13 protein-coding genes and 1 pseudogene are annotated in these 21,420 nt (G+C 68.1%); 11 read left to right on the forward strand and 3 right to left on the reverse strand.

What is annotated here, in order from left to right:
• A partial coding sequence (locus JO236_RS16845) for a PIG-L deacetylase family protein (RefSeq protein WP_293332664.1) occupies positions 1-610 on the reverse strand: 610 nt, incomplete at its 3' end.
• A gap of 53 nt (positions 611-663) precedes the next feature.
• Here JO236_RS16845 and JO236_RS16850 point away from each other — a divergent pair.
• The 7 genes from JO236_RS16850 (at position 664) to JO236_RS16880 (ending at position 10,984) form a co-directional block, all read left to right on the forward strand.
• Positions 664-1,077 carry an OsmC family protein gene (locus JO236_RS16850; protein WP_293332667.1) on the forward strand — a complete coding sequence of 138 codons (414 nt, stop codon included), beginning with the start codon at positions 664-666 and terminating at the stop codon, positions 1,075-1,077.
• Positions 1,064-1,345: an acylphosphatase gene (locus JO236_RS16855; RefSeq protein ID WP_293332670.1), complete on the forward strand. Its 282-nt coding sequence runs from the start codon at positions 1,064-1,066 to the stop codon at positions 1,343-1,345. Before JO236_RS16850 ends, JO236_RS16855 begins: the two co-directional genes overlap by 14 nt.
• Positions 1,346-1,514: 169 nt before the next feature.
• Complete coding sequence (gene smc, locus JO236_RS16860; RefSeq protein ID WP_293332673.1) at positions 1,515-5,114, forward strand: chromosome segregation protein SMC; 3,600 nt, start codon at positions 1,515-1,517, stop codon at positions 5,112-5,114.
• A gap of 120 nt (positions 5,115-5,234) precedes the next feature.
• Positions 5,235-6,542 (forward strand): signal recognition particle-docking protein FtsY, encoded by a 1,308-nt coding sequence (gene ftsY / locus JO236_RS16865; protein WP_293332676.1) that lies wholly within the window; start codon positions 5,235-5,237, stop codon positions 6,540-6,542.
• Positions 6,543-6,698: 156 nt separating this feature from the next.
• Positions 6,699-8,102, forward strand: coding sequence for an ammonium transporter (locus JO236_RS16870; RefSeq protein ID WP_293333185.1), 1,404 nt, complete (start codon positions 6,699-6,701; stop codon positions 8,100-8,102).
• Positions 8,099-8,437, forward strand: a complete 339-nt coding sequence (gene glnB, locus JO236_RS16875; protein WP_293332679.1) for a nitrogen regulatory protein P-II — start codon at positions 8,099-8,101, stop codon at positions 8,435-8,437. The genes JO236_RS16870 and glnB overlap by 4 nt, the downstream gene beginning before the upstream one ends.
• A 57-nt stretch (positions 8,438-8,494) precedes the next feature.
• Entirely contained in the window at positions 8,495-10,984 is a 2,490-nt protein-coding gene (locus JO236_RS16880) for a [protein-PII] uridylyltransferase (protein WP_293332682.1), read from the forward strand.
• Positions 10,985-11,065: 81 nt separating this feature from the next.
• On the opposite strand, the gene JO236_RS16885 is transcribed toward JO236_RS16880, so the two are convergent.
• Both JO236_RS16885 and htpG read right to left on the reverse strand, forming a co-directional pair.
• Entirely contained in the window at positions 11,066-12,763 is a 1,698-nt protein-coding gene (locus JO236_RS16885; RefSeq protein WP_293332685.1) for a DEAD/DEAH box helicase, read from the reverse strand.
• A 107-nt stretch (positions 12,764-12,870) separates the two neighbouring features.
• A complete protein-coding gene (htpG, locus tag JO236_RS16890; RefSeq protein WP_293332688.1) occupies positions 12,871-14,829 on the reverse strand; it encodes a molecular chaperone HtpG in 1,959 nt (652 codons plus the stop codon).
• Between the two features lie 233 nt (positions 14,830-15,062).
• Between htpG and ffh the strand changes: the two genes are divergently transcribed.
• The 4 genes and pseudogenes from ffh (at position 15,063) to JO236_RS16910 (ending at position 21,419) form a co-directional block, all read left to right on the forward strand.
• Positions 15,063-16,634: a signal recognition particle protein gene (ffh, locus tag JO236_RS16895; protein ID WP_293332690.1), complete on the forward strand. Its 1,572-nt coding sequence runs from the start codon at positions 15,063-15,065 to the stop codon at positions 16,632-16,634.
• A gap of 13 nt (positions 16,635-16,647) precedes the next feature.
• Positions 16,648-17,718 carry a metal-dependent hydrolase family protein gene (locus JO236_RS16900; RefSeq protein WP_293333188.1) on the forward strand — a complete coding sequence of 357 codons (1,071 nt, stop codon included), beginning with the start codon at positions 16,648-16,650 and terminating at the stop codon, positions 17,716-17,718.
• 55 nt (positions 17,719-17,773) lie between these two features.
• Positions 17,774-19,528, forward strand: coding sequence for a serine/threonine-protein kinase (locus JO236_RS16905; protein ID WP_293332692.1), 1,755 nt, complete (start codon positions 17,774-17,776; stop codon positions 19,526-19,528).
• A gap of 63 nt (positions 19,529-19,591) precedes the next feature.
• Positions 19,592-21,419, forward strand: a pseudogene (locus JO236_RS16910) (N-acyl-D-amino-acid deacylase family protein).
• Position 21,420: the final 1 nt, after the last annotated feature.

Consider the following 21,420-nt stretch of genomic DNA (forward strand, 5'->3'; position numbering starts at 1 on the left):
ACGCATCTCGCTTCTGTCCCGCAAAACGGAATACGCCAACCCGGTGTGTGATCGTCGCCCGCGGCGCGTACGCGGTGCGCGCGACGTCGGGGTCGTATGGTGCCGGCAATCGCAGCAGACGCGCGAGACGGCCCGTCCACAACAGCAATTCGCGCGGCATCGTGACCTCGAGCACTCGCGGTGTCCTCGCAAGTTCGGCGGCACGCTTGCCGACGTAATGCACCTGGACATGATCACGGTGGCCGTAGCCGCCGTTGCGCTGGTAGCTCAGCAGCAGATGCGCGTCCTCATCGCGAAGTATCTGGGAGAGCCGCTGCGCCACTTCACCCGGATCCGCCCGTGCGAACCTGATGCGCCCCGGTGGATCCCGGTAGAACTCGGGGCCGTATCCGCTATCGGCGTAGCCGAGGCACTCAACCCTGTGTATTCCCAAAATCCGTGCGCTGGAATGTAATTCACCCAGCCTGGACCGATCTTCATTCCAGACGCGCCCGTCGGTTGCGGTTACGACGACCACACGATGCCCGGTGGCGGCCGCCCGCGCGAGGGTGCCGCCGGTAAGGATTACCTCGTCGTCCGGGTGGGCATGGAATGCGACGACGGTGGCCATGGATCGCAGTATGCCCGCCGACGCCCGCGAGAACCGCCGGGTAGAAAAGAGCCATGACCGAACTGTGGGTTGAACGCACCGGCACCCGCCGCTACACCGGGCACAGCTCGCGCGGCGCGCAGGTACTCGTCGGCTCCGAGGACGTCGAGGGGGTGTTCACGCCGGGCGAGCTGATGAAGATCGCGCTGGCCGCCTGTAGCGGTATTTCCAGTGACCAGCCGCTGGCCCGTCGCCTCGGCGATGATTACCAAGCCGTGGTCCGGGTGTCCGGGGCGGCCGACCGCGAGCGGGAGTGGTATCCGGTGCTCGAGGAAACCCTCGAGCTCGACCTGTCGGGCTTGACCGAGGACGACAAGGAGCGGCTGCTCACCGTCGTATACCGGGCCATCGACGCGGTATGCACGGTTGGTCGGACCCTGAAGTCGGGGACCCGCGTCAACTTCGAGGTCGCCGATGTCGGATCCTGACGTGCGGCTGACCGCGTGGGTGCACGGGCGGGTGCAGGGAGTCGGATTCCGGTGGTGGACCCGCTGCCGCGCATTGGAGCTGGGACTCACCGGTTATGCGGCCAACCAGGCCGACGGGCGCGTGCGGGTGGTCGCGCAGGGGCCGCGTGCGGCGGGCGAGAAACTGCTGCAGCTGCTACAGGGCGGCGCCGCGCCCGGGCACGTCGACAAGGTTATCGCCGACTGGTCGCAACCGGCCGAACAGTTCAGCGGGTTCGTGGAGCGCTAGGGCGGCCATTGATCGTGACGCTGGCGAGTCAACGCGGCAACACCGAAGCAGTTACTGATGTGGCGTCTGTGGCCAGTGTGTCGGACTCGCCCTGACCTCCGGATTTCGGGCCGCGTGACACCCCCGGAGGAGCGTGGGTCGCTCAATTTGGGCGGTAGTCTGGCACGCCGTGTACCTCAAGAGTCTGACGCTGAAGGGCTTTAAGTCCTTCGCTTCGCCGACGACTCTGCGTTTCGAGCCGGGCATCACCGCCGTGGTCGGTCCCAACGGCTCCGGCAAATCGAACGTGGTCGACGCCCTGGCGTGGGTGATGGGGGAGCAGGGCGCAAAGACACTGCGCGGCGGCAAGATGGAGGACGTCATCTTCGCCGGCACCTCGTCGCGCGCCCCGCTGGGTCGCGCCGAAGTCACCGTCACCATCGACAACTCCGACAACGTGCTGCCGATCGAGTACGCCGAGGTGTCGCTCACCCGGCGGATGTTCCGCGACGGCGCCAGCGAATACGAAATCAACGGCGCCAGTTGCCGTTTGATGGATGTCCAGGAGCTATTGAGCGATTCGGGCATCGGCCGCGAGATGCACGTGATCGTCGGGCAGGGCAAGCTCGACGAGATCCTGCAGTCCCGGCCCGAGGACCGTCGGGCGTTCATCGAAGAAGCCGCTGGGGTCCTCAAGCACCGCAAGCGCAAGGAGAAGGCGCTGCGCAAGCTTGATGCGATGTCGGCGAACCTGGCCCGGCTCACCGACCTCACCACCGAACTGCGGCGTCAACTCAAACCGTTGGGTCGCCAAGCCGAGGTGGCCCGGCGCGCCCAGAGCATCCAGGCCGATCTGCGCGACGCCCGGCTGCGGCTGGCGGCCGACGACCTGGTGAACCGGCAGACGGAGCGCGACGCCATCCTCGAGGCCGAGACCGCGATGCGCCGCGAGCACGACGAGGCCGCCGCCCGGCTGGCGGTGGCCTCCGCGGAGCTGGTCGCGCACGAGACCGCGCTGGCCGAGCTCTCGATCCGGGCCGAATCGGTGCAGAACACCTGGTTTGGGCTGTCCGCGCTGGCCGAGCGGGTGGGCGCCACCGTGCGCATCGCCAGCGAACGCGCGCAACACCTCGACGTGGAGCCGGTGACCAGCAGTGACGCCGACCCTGACGCACTGGAAGCGGAGGCCGATCAGGTGGCGATCGCCGAGCAGCGCCTGTTGGCGGAGCTGGCCGCCGCGAGCGGCCGGTTGGACACTGCGCGGGCCGCGTTGGCCGACCGTGAGCGCGAGGCCGCGGAGGCCGACCGCGCCCACCTTGCGGCCGTGCGGGCGGAGGCGGACCGGCGCGAGGGTCTGGCCCGGCTGACCGGGCAGGTAGAGACCATGCGGGCGCGCGTCGAGTCGATCGACGACAGCGTCGCGCGGTTGTCCGAGCGCATCGAGGAGGGCGCCGCGCGCGCCCAGCACACGAAAGCGGCGTTCGAGACCGTGCAGGGCCGCGTGCGCGAACTGGACCAGGGTGAGGTCGGCCTGGACGAACACCATGACCGTACGGTGGCCGCGTTGCGGCTGGCCGACGAACGCGTCGCCGAATTGCTGGCCGCTGAGCGCGGCGCCGAGCGTCAGGTGGCCTCGCTGCGGGCGCGTATCGACGCGCTCGCAGTGGGACTCGAGCGCAAGGACGGCGCGGCGTGGTTAGCGCAAAACCACAGTGGCACAGGGCTTTTCGGGTCAGTCGCCAAGTTGGTGAAAGTGCGCCCGGGCTACGAAGCCGCGCTGGCCGCCGTGCTGGGGCCCGCGGCCGACGCCTTGGCCGCCGACAACCTGGGCGCCGCCCGCAACGCCGTCGCCGCGCTCAAGAGTGCCGACGCCGGCCGCGCGGCCCTGGTACTGGGCGACTGGCCGGCGCCGACGGATCCCGCTCCCGCACCGCTTCCCGGAGGTGCATTGTGGGCGCTCGACGTGGTCGAGGTGCCGGCCCGGCTGCGCGGCGCGATGGTCGCCATGTTGACCGGCGTCGCGGTCGTGAACGACTTGGGCGAAGCGTTGGGGTTGGTCGCCAGCCGGCCCCAACTGCGGGCGGTCACGGTTGACGGTGACCTGGTGGGCGCCGGCTGGATGAGCGGCGGCTCCGAGCGCAAGCTCTCCACGCTGGAGGTCACCTCGGAGATCGACAAGGCCAACAGCGAACTGGCCACGGCCGAGGCGCAGGTGGCTCAGCTGAGCGCCGCCCTGGCGGGGGCGCTGACCGAGCAGACCGCCCGCCAGGACGCCGCCGAGCAGGCCCTGGCCGCACTCAACGAGTCGGACACCGCAATCTCGGCGATGTATGAACAGCTGGGCCGCCTCGGGCAGGAGGCGCGCGCGGCCGAGGAGGAGTGGCACAGGTTGCTGGCGCAGCGCGAGGAGCTGGAAGCCGGGCGCGCAACGACCCTCGAGGAGGTCGTCGAACTCGAGACCAGGCTGCGCAACGCCCAGCAGACCCGGCAGGTGCAGGCCGCCGAACCTGTTGACCGACAACAGATTGCGGCCGCCGCCGAAACCGCTCGCGGCGTGGAGGTGGAGGCTCGACTTGCGGTGCGGACCGCCGAAGAACGCGCCAACGCGGTGCGGGGGCGTGCCGATTCGTTGCGCCGGGCAGCCGCCGCCGAGCGCGACGCGCGGCTGCGGGCCCAGCAGGCGCACGCCGCACGCCTGCGCGCGGCCGCGGTGGCCGCGGCGGTGGCCGATTCCGGGCGCCTGGTGGCCGACCGGTTGAACCGGGTGGTCGCGGCGGCGGCGCGGCACCGCGATGCCCTGGTCGCCGAACGCCAGCAACGGTCGGTGACGATGACCGCGGTCCGCGAGGAGGCGAACACGCTCAGCGCGCGGGTGGCCCAGCTCACCGATTCGCTGCACCGCGACGAGGTGGCCAACGCGCAGGCGGCGCTGCGTATCGAGCAACTCGAGCAGATGGTGCTCGACCAGTTCGGCATGGCGCCGGCCGACTTGGTGGCCGAGTACGGCCCGCAGGTCGAGCTGCCGCCCACCGAGCTCGAGATGGCCGAATTCGAGCAGGCCCGGGAGCGCGGCGAGCCGGTGATCGCGCCCGCGCCGATGCGCTTCGACCGCCCCACCCAGGAGCGTCGTGCCAGACGCGCCGAACGCGAGTTGGCCGAGCTGGGCAGGGTCAATCCACTGGCCCTGGAGGAATTTGCCGCACTGGAGGAGCGCTACAACTTCCTGTCCACTCAGCTCGAGGACGTCAAGGCGGCGCGCAAGGACCTGCTCGACGTCGTCGCCGACGTGGACGCCCGCATTCTGCAGGTGTTCAGCGAGGCGTTCGTGGACGTGGAACGCGAATTTCGGGGCGTTTTTGCCGCGTTGTTCCCCGGCGGAGAAGGCCGGTTGCGGCTGACCGAGCCCGACGACATGCTCACCACCGGCATCGAGGTGGAGGCCCGTCCGCCCGGCAAGAAGATCACCCGGCTGTCTTTGCTGTCCGGCGGCGAGAAAGCTCTGACGGCCGTCGCGATGCTGGTCGCCATCTTCCGCGCGCGGCCGTCGCCGTTCTACATCATGGACGAGGTGGAGGCCGCCCTCGATGACACCAACCTGCAACGTCTGATCGGGCTGTTCGCACAGCTGCGGGACCGGTCGCAGCTGATCATCATCACGCACCAGAAGCCGACGATGGAAGTCGCCGACGCGCTCTACGGCGTCACCATGCAGGACGACGGCATCACCGCGGTGATCTCCCAGCGGATGCGCGGTCAGCAGGTGGACGAGCTCGTTTCGAACTCGGTCTAGCTCCCACGGCGAGCAGACGCAGAAGCACCCATTTCGGTACGAAACGGGTGCTTCTGCGTCTGCTCGCGCTATCGAGCCCCTGCCCCCTGTCGGATGTCCCAAGGCTGGAAGGATGGCAGCGTGTCGCAGGGTCTGTGGATCGCCGTCGCGGTCGTGGCCGTTCTCGTCGTCATCGCAGCGCTGGTCCTGGGCCTGGTGCGGCACCGGCGGCGGCGGATCAGTCTGTCGGCTCCTGCCGAGCCCGGGATAATCGACCGTTCGGGCGGCTACGCCCCGTCGTCGGGCATCACGTTCAGCCAGACCCCGACCGTGGACCGGATCGACACCGCCGGGCTGCCAGCGGTGGGCGACGACGCGACCATTCCCCGCGATGCCCCGAAGCGCACCATCTCCGACGTTCAGCTGCCCGAGCCAGAAACCATAACGCCGCCAAGTCCCCAACCGCTGCCGCCGGAGCCCGCGTCCCCGACGGCCGAAGCGGCCGAAGCGGCCGAAATAGAGGCCATCGCACCTCCGGAAGGCCGGCTGGAGCGGCTGCGCGGACGGCTCGCCAGGTCGCAGAACGCACTGGGGCGTGGCGTGCTGGGGCTGATCGGCGGCGGCGACCTGGACGAGGACTCCTGGCAAGAGGTCGAGGACACACTGCTGATCGCCGATCTGGGCCCGGTCGTCACCGAATCGGTGGTCACCCACCTGCGCGGCCGGCTGGCCAGCGGCAACGTCCGCACCGAGGCCGATGCCCGGGCCGTGCTGCGCGACGTGCTGATCACGGAGCTGCAGCCCGATATGGACCGTTCCATCCGTGCCCTGCCGCACACCGACCATCCGTCGGTGCTGCTGGTCGTCGGCGTCAACGGCACGGGAAAGACCACCACGGTCGGCAAGCTCGCGCGGGTGCTGGTGGCCGACGGCCGGCGCGTCGTGCTGGGTGCGGCCGACACCTTCCGCGCCGCGGCGGCCGATCAGCTGCAGACCTGGGCGTCCAGGGTGGGCGCGGACGTGGTCCGCGGAGCAGAAGGCGCCGACCCGGCCTCGGTGGCGTTCGACGCGGTCGACAAGGGCATCGAAGCCGGCGCCGACGTCGTCGTTATCGACACCGCGGGCCGGCTGCACACCAAGGTCGGGCTGATGGACGAACTGGGCAAGGTGAAACGTGTCGTAACACGGCGCGCGGCCGTCGACGAGGTGCTCTTGGTCCTCGACGCCACAATCGGTCAGAACGGGCTGGCGCAGGCCCGGGTATTCGCCGACGTCGTCGACATCACCGGCGCGGTGCTGACCAAGCTTGACGGAACGGCCAAGGGCGGCATCGTCTTCCGCGTTCAGCAGGAACTCGGGGTGCCGGTCAAGCTCGTCGGGCTCGGTGAAGGTCCCGACGATCTGGCGCCGTTTGAGCCGGCGGCATTTGTGGACGCCCTGCTCGGCTGACAACGCTTACACGCGGCGTGTGACGTTAATCCCGCCGAAACATGGCGGCTCCATTGCCGAAACAACCATTGCGCATGGTTCTGGATCAGGTCATCAGGCACGTGTCTGACGGCCAGTTGAGGGCCGACCGGAGGTGAGCGAGTGAGTTTCCCGCAAATGGGCCAACCCGATACCGGCGACACCGCCTGGATGTTGGCGAGTTCCGCGCTGGTGCTGTTGATGACGCCGGGGCTGGCGTTCTTCTACGGCGGCATGGTGCGCACCAGAAGCGTGCTCAACATGATCATGATGAGCATCAGTGCCATGGGTGTGGTGACCGTACTGTGGGTGCTCTACGGCTACTCGATGTCCTTCGGCAACGACAAATGGGGCGTGGTCGGCAGGCCGGGCGATTACTGGGGTCTGAAGGGGCTGATCGGCGGCAATGCCGTGAAGGCGAGTGGCGGAACCGCCGCCACCGACATCCCGCTGGCCGGCACCATGCCCGCCACGGTGTTCGTCGCCTTCCAGCTGATGTTCGCGATCATCACCGTCGCGCTGATCTCCGGCGCCGTGGCCGACCGGCTGAAGTTCTCGGCCTGGTTGGTGTTTGCCGGACTGTGGGCGACGGTGGTCTACTTCCCGGTCGCGCACTGGGTCTTCGCGGCCGATGGATTCGCATCCGAACACGGTGGCTGGATCAACAACAAGCTGCACGCGATCGACTTCGCGGGCGGGACCGCGGTCCATATCAACTCCGGTGTGGCCGGTCTGGCGCTGGCGATAGTGCTGGGCAGGCGCAAGGGCTGGCCCACGACCCTGTTCCGGCCGCACAACCTGCCGTTCGTGATGCTCGGCGCCGGGCTGCTGTGGTTCGGCTGGTTCGGGTTCAACGCCGGATCCGCGACCAGCTCCAACGGTTCTGCCGGCTCGACGTTCATGACCACGACGATCGCCACCGCCACGGCCATGCTCTCCTGGCTGCTCACCGAGCGGATCCGTGACGGACATGCCACCACGCTGGGAGGCGCGTCGGGCATCGTCGCCGGGCTGGTCGCGATCACGCCGTCCTGCTCGTCGGTCAACGTGCTCGGCGCCCTGGCCATCGGGTTCATCGCCGGTGTGGTGTGCGCGCTAGCGGTCGGGCTGAAGTTCAAGCTCGGCTTCGACGACTCGCTCGACGTGGTCGGCGTGCACATGATCGGTGGTTTGACGGGCACGCTGCTGGTGGGTCTGCTCGCCGCCCCCGAATCCACCGCGATCAGCGGCGTGGCCGGGGTATCAAAGGGATTGTTCTACGGCGGCGGTTGGTCGCAGCTGGAACGACAGGCAGTCGGCGCGTTCGCCGTTCTGTTCTACTCTGGCATCGTTACCCTTATCTTGGCTTTGATCCTGAAGCACACCATCGGGCTGCGGCTCAACGACGAGGACGAGGCCACAGGTATCGACGAGGCGGAGCACGCGGAAAGCGCTTACGATTTCGCAATCGCGACCGGTTCGGTCCTTCCCCGGGCCAGCCTGGCCGACAGCCCTAACGGCTTCGAGGAAACAGTGGCCGAGAAAGTGGAGGCAGACAGATGAAGCTGGTCACCGCGATCGTGAAGCCGTTCACCCTCGACGACGTCAAGACCAGCCTGGAGGACGCCGGCGTCCTGGGCATGACGGTCAGCGAAATCCAGGGCTACGGACGGCAGAAGGGCCACACCGAGGTCTACCGGGGTGCGGAATACTCAGTCGACTTCGTGCCGAAGGTTCGCATCGAGGTCGTTGTGGACGATTCGATCGTCGACAAGGTAGTGGACAGCATCGTCCGGGCGGCACGCACCGGCAAGATCGGTGACGGCAAGGTGTGGGTGAGTCCCGTGGAGACGATTGTGCGGGTCCGCACCGGTGAGCGTGGAACCGACGCGATCTGAGAATAGCCGCACATTGCTGATCCGGGCTGTGTCCAGCCCCAGGCGGGCCGGGTAGGTGTGACGACACCTCAACCCGGCCCTTCCGGGGTTTCCGGATCGGAGGATTCGCACCAACCTGACACGGGAAACACTTGCGTGGCAAGCGATCTGGCTGCCGCGCGGCGCGCGCTGCTGTCAGTCCCGAGCACCGAATTGGACGCCGCCGCGCTGCGCCAGGCGTGTCTCGATCTGCACGAGTCCTGGTTGCAGGCCAAGGCCGCCGAGATCGGGATCACCGAAGACAGTGGCTTCGCGCTCGTCGCGAACGGCGGGCTCGGCCGCCGAGAGATGCTGCCGTACTCGGACCTGGACCTGGTGCTGTTGCATGACGGTAAGCGGACCGACGCACTGGGCGAGGTTGCCGATCGGCTCTGGTATCCGCTGTGGGACGCCAATATGCGCTTGGACCATAGCGTGCGCACGGTCGGCGAGGCGTTGAGCACCGCCAACAACGACATGACGGCGGCCCTGGGTCTGTTGGAAGCACGCCATATCGCCGGGGACCAGCCGCTGTCGGCCGAGCTCACCGAGGGCGTGCGACGGCAATGGCGCAGCGGGATTCGGTCTCGCATGGGCGAGCTTGTGGAGATGACGCAGGCGCGCTGGCGCCGGTGCGGCCGGATCTTCAACCGCGCCGAACCCGACCTCAAGTCGGGTCGCGGCGGGCTGCGCGACGTGCAGCTGCTGGACGCGCTGGCGCTCGCCCAGCTGATCGACCGACACGGCATCGGTAATCCGGACATGCCGGCGGGTTCGCTGGACAGCGCATATCAGACCCTGCTCGACGTGCGCACCGAGCTGCACCGGGTCTCGGGCCGGGGTCGTGATCAGCTGCTGGCCCAGTTCGCCGACGAGGTCAGCGCCGCCCTGGGCGTGGGCGACCGGTTTGCCCTGGCGCGCATGCTGTCCAACGCCGGCCGCACTATCAGCTATCACTCCGAGGCCGGGCTGCGTACCGCCGAGAACGCCCTGCCCCGGCGTGGCCTCACCGCCTTGGTGCGCCGGCCCAAGCGGCGTCCTCTGGACGAGGGTGTGGTCGAGTACGGCGGCGAAATCGTGCTCGCGCTCGACGCTAAACCCGAACACGATCCCGGGCTGGTGTTGCGCGTGGCCGCGGCGTCGGCCCACACCGGCCTGCCGATCAGTTCCGCCACGCTGAACCGGCTGGCCGCTACCGCCCCCGACCTGCCGACGCCCTGGCCGCGGGAGGTCTTGGACGATCTGCTGGTGGTGATCTCCGCCGGGCCCACCACGGTGGGCACGATCGAGGCGCTGGACCGCACCGGGCTGTGGGGGCGGTTGCTGCCGGAATGGGACGCGATCCGCGACCTGCCGCCGCGCGACGTGTCGCACAAGTGGACCGTGGACCGCCATGTCGTGGCGACAACTGTGAATGCGGCGCCGCTGGTCACTCGGGTGGCGCGGCCAGACCTGCTTGCGCTCGGCGCGCTGCTGCACGACATCGGCAAAGGGCGTGGCGTCGACCACTGTGTGCTCGGGGCCGACCTGGTGAGACCGATCGTCGAGCGGCTGGGGCTGGCGCCCGCCGACGTCGAAACGGTCTCGCAAATGGTCCGCCATCACCTGTTGCTACCCATCACGGCGACCCGAAGCGACCTGAAGGATCCCGCGACCATCGAGGGCGTGTCCGAGGCGCTGGGCGGGGATCCGCAGTTGCTCGAACTGCTGCACGCATTGTCGGAGGCCGACTCCTTGGCCACCGGGCCGGGAGTGTGGAGCGACTGGAAGGCGTCTCTGGTCAACGACCTTGTCCGGCGCTGCCGATTAGTGATGGCGGGTGAGCCGCTGCCGCAGGCCGAACCTACTGCGCCACGCTATCTTTCGCTGGCAGCCGACCACGGGGTGCACGTGGAGATCCAGCCAAGCGACAGCGAGCGCAATACCGCCGTGATGGTCGCCCCCGATCAACGCGCGCTGGTGTCCAAAGCGGCGGCCGTGCTGGCCCTGAATTCGTTGCGGGTCCATTCGGCGACGGTCAACATTCACGAGGGTGTCGCGATCACCGAGTTCGTGGTGTCACCGCTTTTCGGTTCGCCGCCGGCGGCCGACCTGCTGCGTCAGCAGTTCGTCGGCGCCCTCAACGGCGACGTCGACGTCCTCGGCACGCTGGAGAAGCGCTACGCCGACGCGGCCGGTTCGGCGGTGGGTCGAGCCGGCGAGGTCCAGCTCGGGGCGCCCCTGACGCGGTCGACCGCCCCGCCCCACATCCTGTGGCTGGACACCGCCGCTCCCGGTCAGCTCGTCGTCGAGGTGCGTGCCATGGACCGGATCGGGTTGCTCGCCCTGCTGACCCGGGGGCTCGAGCGTGCCGGTGCCGACATCACCTGGGCGAAGGTCAACACGTTCGGCTCCACGGCGGCCGATGTCTTCTGTGTGGCCGTGCCGGAGGAATCCGAGGACGCTGCAAGGGCCGCGGTCGAGGAACACTTATTGGCTGTCTTGGGCGCGTCCCGGGACGCCGTGTTCGACGAGCCCGCAGGCGACTAGGTTTGGCTCGCCGAGATTGCCGTCATGGTCGTGATTTCGCCGGATACACAACCCTCACGGCAATCTCGGCGCAGGCTGCGCTCAGGCGAGTTCGGTGTTGAGCTGCCGCAAGGCCTCGATGCGCGCTTTGAGCTGATCGCGGGTCGCTGCGGCGATGGGCGGTCCGCCGCAGCGGCGACGCAGTTCGCTGTGGATCCAGCCATGGGGCCTGCCGGTGCGGTGGTGGGCTATGGACACCAGCGTGTTGAGCTCGCGCCGCAACTCGCGTAGTTGGCCGTGTGTGGTTGGCGGGCCGGACGACCCGGCGCGTCCGGTGACTGCGCGCCTCTGCAGCTGTTCGTCCTGGCGGCGGTGCAGCAGGGCGCGCATCTGGTCGGCATCCAGCAGCCCGGGGATGCCAAGGTAGTCGGCCTCCTCGTCACTGCCGGCCGGGGTGGCGGTGCCGAACGAGGATCCGTCGAAGATGACCTGATCCAGTTCGGCGTCGGCGCCCAACGAGATGAAGCCGTTGTCCGTGTCGCCCTTCTCGGTTTGCGTTCGGGTGGCGGGATCGTCGAGCAGGGGATCCTCGAGCGATATGCGATCAGGCTGGCCCAGCACGTGGTTGCGCTGGGCCTCCAGCTCGCTGGCCAGCTGCAGCAGGTTAGGCACCGACGGCAGGAAGATGCTCGCGGTTTCCCCGGTTTGGCGCGACCGCACGAACCGGCCGATCGCTTGCGCGAAGAACAGCGGCGTCGAGGCACTGGTGGCGTAGATCCCAACTGCGAGCCGGGGCACGTCGACCCCCTCGGACACCATGCGCACGGCTACCAGCCACCGGCTGGTGCTCTCGGCGAATTGACTGATCCTGGCCGACGATCCGGGGTCATCGGAGAGAACGACCGTGGGCGCTTCGGAGGTGATCGTCGTCAGCAGTTTGGCGTATGCACGGGCGGCCGTCCGATCGGAGGCGATGATCATCCCGCCGGCGTCGGGCACGTGCGTGCGTAGCTGGCGAAGCCGCTCATCGGCGGCGGCGATCACCGCGGGCATCCACTCACCGGCGGGGTCAAGGGCGGTGCGCCACGCGCGTGCGGTCTGCTCGGCGGACAGCGGTTCACCCAGGCGCGCCTCGTGCTCCTCGCCAGCGCTGTCGCGCCAGCGCGCCTGCCCGGAGTAGGCGAGAAAGACCACCGGCCGGACCACCCCGTCGGCGAGGGCTTCGGCATAGCCGTAGGTGTGGTCGGCTTGCGAACGCAGCACACCGCCGCCGTCGGGCGAGTACATGACGAAGGGGATGGCGCTGTCGTCGCTGCGAAAGGGCGTGCCCGTCAGCGCAAGTCGGCGGGTGGCGTCACTGAAGGCTTCCCGGATGGCGTCACCCCAGGTCTTGGCGTCACCGCCGTGGTGGATCTCGTCGAAGACGACCAACGTCTTGCGTTGCTCGGTGCGCACCCGGTGCAGCGTCGGGTGTGTGGCGACCTGTGCGTAGGTGACCATCACGCCGTGATATTCCGGCGAGGTCTGGGGGTTGGAGTTGGAGAACCTCGGGTCCAGCGAGATGCCGTGCCGCGCGGCGGCCTGGGCCCACTGCACCTTGAGGTGCTCGGTGGGCACGACGACCGTGATCTGCTCCACCGCGCGCTGGTTGAGCAGTTCGACGGCCACGCGCAGCGCAAAGTTCGTCTTTCCGGATCCGGGTGTGGCCACGGCCAGGAAGTCGCGCGCCGAACCGGCCAGGTACTTCACCAGCGCGCGACGCTGCCAGCCGCGCAACACCTGGGTGCCGACCGGCTGCATAAAACACGTCCCCCTCTGATCCCCCCGTGGACGTCAGCGTCAGCGGCGTGGCTGTGAAATGTAGCACGGCAACGCTTTTCGAGGCGCACCGCGACGCGGCGCGTCTCCTATACCGTGCGGGTCAGTCGATCGGCGAGGAGTTCGGCGAACCGCGCCGGATCTTCGAGCGCGCCGCCTTCGGCGAGCAGCGCCGTGCCGTAAAGCAACTCCGCGGTCTCGCCGACCGATCGTTTCCGCGTCTCGTCGGACGCGTCCTTGTGCGCGTCACGCAGGCCGGTGATCAGCGGATGCTCCGGGTTGAGTTCCAGGATCCGCTTGCCCACCGGCACGTCCTGCCCGTTCGCCCGGTAGATGCGGGCAAGCGCCGGGGTAATCCCAAAGGCGTCGGTGATCAGGCACGCGGGCGAGTCGGTCAGGCGGCTGGACAGCCGCACCTCCTTGACGTGCTCGCTCAGGGTTTCCTTCAACCAGCTCAGCAGGTCGGCGAAATCCTTCTGCTGTTCCTCGCGCTCGGCTGCCGACGTCTCGCCCTCGGAGCCCAGGTCCACCTCGCCCTTGGCCACCGATTGCAGGGATTTGCCGTTGAACTCGTTGACCACTCCCACCCAGACCTCGTCGACGGGGTCGGTCAGCAGCAGCACCTCGTAACCCTTGGCCTTGAACGCCTCCAGGTGCGGCGACTTCAGGATCTGCTGGCGGGTCTCGCCGGTCGCGTAGAAGATCTGCTCCTGACCGTCCTTCATGCGTTCGACGTACGCGGCCAGCGTGGTGGCCTCCTCCTCGCTGTGCGTGGAGGCGAACGAGGAGATGCCCAGCAGGGCCTCGCGGTTGTCGTAGTCCGACAGCAGGCCCTCCTTGACGACTTTGCCGAACTGGGCCCAGAACGTGCGGTAGTCCTCCGGCCGCCCGGACTGGATGTCCTTGATCGTCGACAGCACCTTCTTGGTGAGCCGGCGCCGGATCGCGTTGATCTGCCTGTCCTGCTGCAGGATTTCGCGAGAAACGTTGAGCGACATATCCTGTGCGTCCACGACGCCCTTGATGAAGCGCAGGTAATCGGGCATGAGCTGGTCGCAGTCGTTCATGATGAACACTCGCTTGACATACAGCTGGACGCCGAGGTTGGCGTCCCGGTTGAACATGTCGAACGGGGCGTGCGACGGGATGAACAGCAGGGCTTGGTACTCGAAGGTGCCTTCGGCCTTCATCGCGATGACCTCGAGCGGGTCGTCCCACGCGTGCGCGATGTGCTTGTAGAACTCCTTGTATTCCTCTTCGGAGACTTCGTCTTTGGGCCTGGCCCACAGCGCCTTCATCGAATTGAGGGTCTCGGTTTCGATGGTGACGGTCTCTTCGCCGCCCTCTTCGTCCGCGGCTGGCTCTCGCCGCTCGACCTCCATCCTTATCGGCCAGGCAATGAAGTCGGAGTACTTCTTGACCAGATGCCGGATCGTCCACTCCGCGGCGTAGTCGTGCAGTTCGTCCTCGGCGTCCTCGGGCTTGAGGTGCAGCGTGACCGAGGTCCCCTGCGGAGCCCCGCCACTTGAGGAGTCCACGGACTCGATGGTGTAGGTGCCCGCGCCGCTAGACTCCCACCGCGTGGCCTCGCTCTCGCCGGCCTTGCGGGTGAGCAGCGTGACCTTGTCGGCCACCATGAACGACGAATAGAAGCCGATGCCGAACTGCCCGATCAGCTCCTCTGAGGCGGCAACGTTCTTCAGGTTTTTGGCCTCGCGCAGTTGCTGACGCAGCTCGGCCGTGCCCGACTTGGCCAGGGTGCCGATCAGATCCACGACCTCGTCGCGAGTCATGCCGATGCCGTTGTCGCGGATCGTCAGAGTCCGGGCGCCTTTGTCTATGTCGATCTCGATGTGCAGATCGGATGTGTCGACATCCAGATCTTTGTTCCGGAACGCTTCCAGCCGCAGCTTGTCCAGCGCGTCGGACGCATTCGAGATCAACTCCCGCAGAAACGAATCCTTATGGGAGTAGACGGAGTGGACCATCAAATCCAGCAGTTGCCGGGCTTCCGCCTGAAACTCCAACTGCTCGACACGGGCGTTCATGGGGGTTCCTTCCTACGACTAGCCCTAGCGATTCGCGCCTAGATTAGCGCCAGTCTCGGACTGCCGTCAGGTCGCGCGTGTCGAGCAAGCGTGCGAACGCACCCGCTGGTCTGGATTGCCGGGTTCCTTACTCGCGCCGTGCCGGCGCTCGCCGTCACCCGGCTGGTCTGGATTGCCGGGTTCCTTACTCGCGCCGTGCCGGCGCTCGCCGTCACCCGGCTAGGCTGGCGGTCGTGTTTGAATCCCTATCCGACCGGTTGACCGGTGCGCTCGCGGGACTGCGCGGCAAGGGCCGGCTGACCGACGCCGATATCGAGGCCACCACCCGCGAAATTCGGCTGGCGCTGCTGGAAGCGGACGTCTCCCTGCCCGTCGTGCGGGCGTTCGTGCACCGGATCAAAGAACGCGCCAAAGGCGCCGAGGTGTCCGGTGCCCTGAATCCGGCGCAACAGGTTGTCAAGATCGTCAACGAAGAACTCGTCGGCATCCTTGGTGGCCAGACCCGCCAGCTGGCGTTCGCCAAGACGCCGCCGACCGTGATCATGCTCGCCGGTCTGCAGGGTTCCGGTAAGACGACGCTGGCCGGCAAGCTGGCGGCGTGGCTGCGGGGGCAGGGTCACACGCCGCTGCTGGTGGCCTGCGACCTGCAGCGGCCCGCCGCGGTGAACCAGCTGAAGGTCGTCGGCGAGCGGGCCGGGGTGACGGTGTTCGCGCCGCATCCCGGGGGCCCACCTGCTGGCCCGGAGGGCGGGCCTACCGGAGACCCCGTCGCCGTCGCGGCGGCGGGCCTTGCCGAGGCCCGCGCCAAGCACTTCGACGTCGTGATCGTCGACACCGCTGGGCGCCTGGGCATCGACCAGGAGCTGATGGCCCAGGCCGCCGCCATCCGGGACGCGGTCAGCCCCGACGAGGTGATCTTCGTCCTGGACGCCATGGTCGGGCAGGACGCCGTGGCTACCGCCGAGGCCTTCGGCCAGGGCGTCGGCTTCACCGGTGTGGTCCTGACCAAGCTCGACGGCGACGCCCGCGGCGGCGCCGCGCTGTCGGTCCGCGAGGTGACCGGCGTGCCAATCCTTTTCGCGTCCAGCGGCGAGAAACTGGAAGACTTCGACGTCTTCCACCCGGACCGGATGGCCAGCCGCATCCTGGGCATGGGCGACGTGCTGAGCCTGATCGAGCAGGCCGAGCAGGTCTTCGACGCGCAGAAGGCCGAAGAAGCCGCGGCCAAGATCGGCGCGGGCGAGCTGACGCTGGAGGACTTCCTCGAGCAGATGCTTGCTGTCCGCAAGATGGGCCCGATCGGCAACCTGCTGGGCATGCTGCCCGGGGCCGGTCAGATGAAAGAGGCACTGGCCGAGATCGACGACAAGCAACTCGACCGGGTGCAGGCCATCATCCGCGGGATGACCCCGCAGGAACGCGCCGATCCGAAGATCATCAACGCCTCGCGGCGGCTGCGCATCGCCAACGGTTCGGGCGTCGCGGTGTCCGAGGTCAACCAGCTCGTCGACCGCTTCTTCGAGGCCCGCAAGATGATGTCGTCGATGCTCGGGGGCATGGGCATTCCCGGCATCGGCCGCAAGTCGGCCACACGGAAAAGCAAGGCGGCCAAGGGTAAAAAGGGCAAAAAGGGCGCTCGCGGCCCGACGCCGCCCAAGGTTAGGAGCCCGTTCGGCCCCGGGGGCATGCCGGAGGGCTTCCCGGACCTGTCGCAGATGCCCGAAGGTCTGAACGAGCTACCACCCGCGCTGGCCGACTTCGACCTGTCCAAGCTGAAGTTCCCGGGAAACCCGGGCAAGAGGTAGCCGCGCGGTGCCCATGCACGTGCGCGGGGTGGGTCTGCCCGACGAGGCGCCCCTCGAACTGTGGGTCGTCGACGGCCGCATCAGCACCGAGCGGGTCGCCGGGTCCGACACCGTGTTCGACGGTGGGTGGATCGTGCCCGGACTGGTGGACGCGCACTGCCACGTCGGGCTCGGTCGCCACGGCGAGATCCCGCTCGACGAGGCGATCGCGCAGGCCGAGGCCGAACGCGAAGTCGGTGCGCTGCTGTTGCGTGACTGCGGCTCGCCTACCGACACTCGCAGCCTCGACGACCGCGAAGACCTGCCGCGCATCATCCGCGCCGGCAAGCACCTGGCCAGGCCCAAGCGCTATCAGGCCGGCTTCGCAATAGAACTCGACGACGAATGGCAGCTGCCGGCGGCGGTCGCCGAGGAGGCCCGCCGCGGTGACGGTTGGATCAAACTGGTCGGTGACTGGATCGATCGCGACGTCGGCGATCTCTCCCCGCTGTGGTCCGACGACGTGCTCAAAGCCGCGATCGATGCCGCACACGCGCACGGGGCACGGGTCACCGCGCACGTCTTCAGCGAGGACGCGCTGCCCGGGTTGATTAAGGCGGGCATCGACTGCATCGAGCACGGCACCGGGCTCACCGACGACACCATCGCCCTGATGGTCGAGCACGGCACCGCGTTGGTGCCGACCATGATCAACATCGTCGAAAACTTCCCCGGCATCGCCGAGGCGGCCGCGCGCTATCCCGTCTACGCGGCCCACATGCGCGAGCTGCATGCCCGCGCGCATCCCCGGATCGCCGGGGCGCGAGAAGCCGGGGTGCCGATCTACGCCGGCACTGACGCCGGCACGATGATCGCGCCCGGGCGCATCGCCGACGAGGTCGACTCGCTCAAGGGCATCGGGATGAGCGCGACCGACGCGCTGGGCGCGGCGTGCTGGGATGCCCGTCGCTGGCTGGGCCGGCCTGCGCTCGATGACGGGGCCTCGGCCGACCTGTTGTGCTATGCCGAGGACCCACGGCAGGGTCCAGACGTGCTGAACCGCCCCGATCTGGTGATCCTGCGCGGCAAGACGTTTCGGCCCTGATCCCGGCCCGGCAACCGCCGCGCGCCGAGTCTCGACGGCGATTACCATCGGGCTCATGGCGTTGGCCAGCGGCGCGACCTTTGCCGGGTACATCGTCGCGCGGATGTTGGGGTCTGGACGGACGGGCGAGGTCTACCTTGTTCAGGACCCCAGATCGTCGCGCTGGATGGCGCTGAGGGTCCTTTCCCTGGCGTTGTCGATCGACGAAGAGTTCCGCCGGCGATTCGAGCGGGAAACCGCGATTGCGGTGAATCTCTACCACCCGCACATCCTGGAAGTTCATGCCCGCGGCGAGTTCCACGGGCAGCTGTGGGTCGCGACGGATTACGTCGACGGCAGCAACGCCAGGCAGCTCATGGCCGATCGCTTCCCGGCGGTTTTACCCGTAGGTGAGGTGCTCGCCATCGTCGCCGCCCTCGCCGGCGCCCTCGACTATGCGCACGAGCGTGGCATCCTGCATCGCGATGTCAAGCCTGCCAACATCCTGCTGACCAGCGCCGGGCAGGGTGAGCAACGGGTCATGTTGGCTGACTTCGGGCTGGCCCGCCGCCAAGTCGATGCCAAGGCGGCCGTCTATGCCGCACCCGAACAGTCGACCGGGGTCGACATCGACGGGCGCGCCGATCAGTACGCGTTGGCGGCCACCGCTTTTCACCTGCTCACCGGGGGCCCGCCAGGCACGCATGCCGACGGAGTGCCGCCCAGACTCGGCGACCAACGTCCCGAGCTGGCCCGTCTCGACGGTGTGTTCGCCAGGGCGCTGGCGGTTGAACCCGCTGCTCGGTTCGGGAGTTGCCGCGAATTCGCGGACGCCGTCTACGAACATGCCGGTGTATCGACCGGCGACCGCAGTCCCGAGGCCGTCTTCGCCGTCGATCCGATCAACACGATCGAGTACCCGGCCTATGAGTGGCCCGAGATCGGGGGCATCGAAGCCGCGGAAACCCCGTGGGCCAAGTTCGTTGCCAACGCTGCCGCGCCGGAGCGGCGCTCTAGACGGCCGCCCCGGCGCGGGGCGTCGGCGCCGCGGCCGGACGGGTATTTGAACGCGGCCCGACCGCCGGTCGCGCAGTCCGGTGCAACCGGGCGGAAGAAGCGCGCGGCGCGCAATAGCCTGTTGGCAATCGCGGCAGTGCTGCTGCTCGGTGGTCTGCTCGCCGTCGGCATCGTCATCGGGCGCAAGACCGAACAGGCGTCCAACCAGGCCACTCAGGTCACTACCCCGACGCCGAGCCCGTCGGCAGCGGCGGCGCCACCGTCGGCCAGTGCGCCGAGCGCCCCACCCGCCCCTCTCGAGGGCACCTATCGCATCGAGGTCCAACGCGCACGGCAGACGTTCGACTACACGCCGGACCCGCAACCGCCGAACGTGGACACCTGGTGGGCGTTCCGGTCGGCGTGCACGCCGACGTCGTGCACCGCCTCCGCGATACAGCTCGACGGCAACGAGCACACCCAGACGAACTCCCCCGACGGCGGCCGGCTGCTGGTCATGATGTTCGGCGACGGTCACTGGCAGTCCCAGCCGGACACCGTGCAGTTCCCGTGCGTCGGCCCGAACGGGATCGCGCAGACCCAGACAACCACTCAGGTGTTGTCGCTACGGCCCCAGTCGGAGGGCGATCTAATCGGTGAAATGGACGTCATCGTCCAGACCAACGAGTGCAGCCAGCGTGGATCCACGCTCCGCATCCCCGCCGTCGCGTCCAAGAGCGGCGAAGTCCCCACTGCGGTCACGGTGCCCGACCCCGCCACGGTCACCGACGCGCCCACCCCGCCGACCGGGGGACCGACGACGCCCGGTCGCTGACCTGCTTTTGACCGGCCCGGCAGAGATGCCCGTTTCAAGAAAGATTGCGAGTACTTACTATCTATGTTAGCCTGGTCGCAACACGACGACCGGGAGGCAAACAGTGCAGTACGACGTGATCATCCGCGACGGCTTGTGGTTCGACGGTGCCGGCAGCGCTCCGCAGATCCGAACCCTGGGCATTCGCGACGGCGTGGTCGCCGCGGTATCTGCGACGGCGCTGGACGAGACCGACTGCCCAGAGGTGATCGACGCGGCGGGCAAGTGGGTCGTGCCCGGGTTCATCGACGTGCACACCCATTACGACGCGGAGATACTGCTGGATCCCGGTTTGCGCGAATCGGTGCGCCACGGCGTCACCACCGTGCTGCTGGGCAACTGCTCGCTGTCTACGGTCTACGCCGACTCCGAGGACGCCGCCGACCTGTTCAGCCGGGTCGAGGCGGTGCCGCGACAGTACGTCCTCGGTGCTCTGCAGGGAAACAGGACATGGTCGACGGCCGCGGAATACGTCGCGGCGATGGATGCGCTGCCGCTCGGGCCGAATGTTGGTTCGCTGCTTGGACATTCGGATCTGCGAACCGCGGTGCTGGGACTGGACCGTGCCACCGACGACAGTGTCAGACCCACCGAGGCCGAACTGGAGAAGATGGCGAAGCTGCTCGACGAGGCGCTCGACGCCGGGGTGCTCGGCATGTCGGGGATGGATGCCGCGATCGACAAACTCGACGGCGACCGCTTCCGGTCGCGCGCGCTGCCGTCCACCTTTGCGACATGGCGCGAGCGGCGTCGACTCATCAAGGTGTTGCGCAAGCGCGGCCGGATCCTGCAGAGCGCGCCCGACGTCGAGAACGCGGCCTCCGCCCTGCTGTTCTTCCTGAGCAGTAGCCGAATGTTCGGACGCCGCAAGGCAGTTCGGATGAGCATGCTGGTGTCCGCCGACGCTAAGTCGATGCCGCAGGCGGTGCACGTCTTCGGGCTCGGCACCCGGATCCTCAACAAGCTGCTGGGCTCCAGCGTGCGCTTCCAGCACCTGCCGGTCCCGTTCGAGTTGTACTCCGACGGAATCGACCTGCCGGTTTTCGAGGAGTTCGGCGCCGGAACGGCGGCGCTGCATCTGCGTGAACAAATCGAACGCAACGATCTGCTGGCCGATAAGTCCTACCGGCGCCGGTTCCGCCGCGAGTTCGATCGCATCAAGCTCGGACCGTCGTTGTGGCACAAGGACTTTCACGACGCAATGATTGTCGACTGCCCGGACCGGTCGTTGATCGGCAAGAGCTTCGGCACTATCGCCAAGGAGCGGGGCCTGCACCCGCTCGATGCTTTCCTCGACGTGCTCGTGGAGAACGGCGAGCGCAACGTGCGATGGACGACGATCGTCGCCAACCACCGGCCCAAGCAGCTCAACAAGCTGGCCGCCGAGCCGAGCGTCCACATGGGCTTCTCCGACGCCGGTGCGCATCTGCGCAACATGGCCTTTTACAACTTCCCGTTGCGCCTGCTCAAGCGCACGCGGGACGCCGACCGGGCCGGGACACCCTTCCTGTCCATCCAGCGAGCTGTCCACCGCCTCACCGGCGAACTCGCCGAGTGGTTCGGTATTAACGCGGGCACGCTGCGCGAAGGCGACCGTGCGGACTTCGTCGTTATCGACCCGTCCCACCTGGACGAATCGGTGGACGGCTACCACGAGGCAGAGGTGCCCTTCTACGGCGGCCTGCGGCGAATGGTCAATCGCAACGACCAGACGGTGGTCGCGACGGGCGTGGGCGGCGCCGTGGTCTTCCGTGCCGGGCACTTCCGCGACGGTTATGGGCAGACGGTGAAGTCGGGCCGGTATCTGCGGGCGGGCGAGCGCCAGCCGGCCCAGTTAAGTCTGTCGGCCTGAG

Source organism: Mycobacterium sp., assembly GCF_019247635.1.
Taxonomy (GTDB): Bacteria; Actinomycetota; Actinomycetes; order Mycobacteriales; family Mycobacteriaceae; genus Mycobacterium.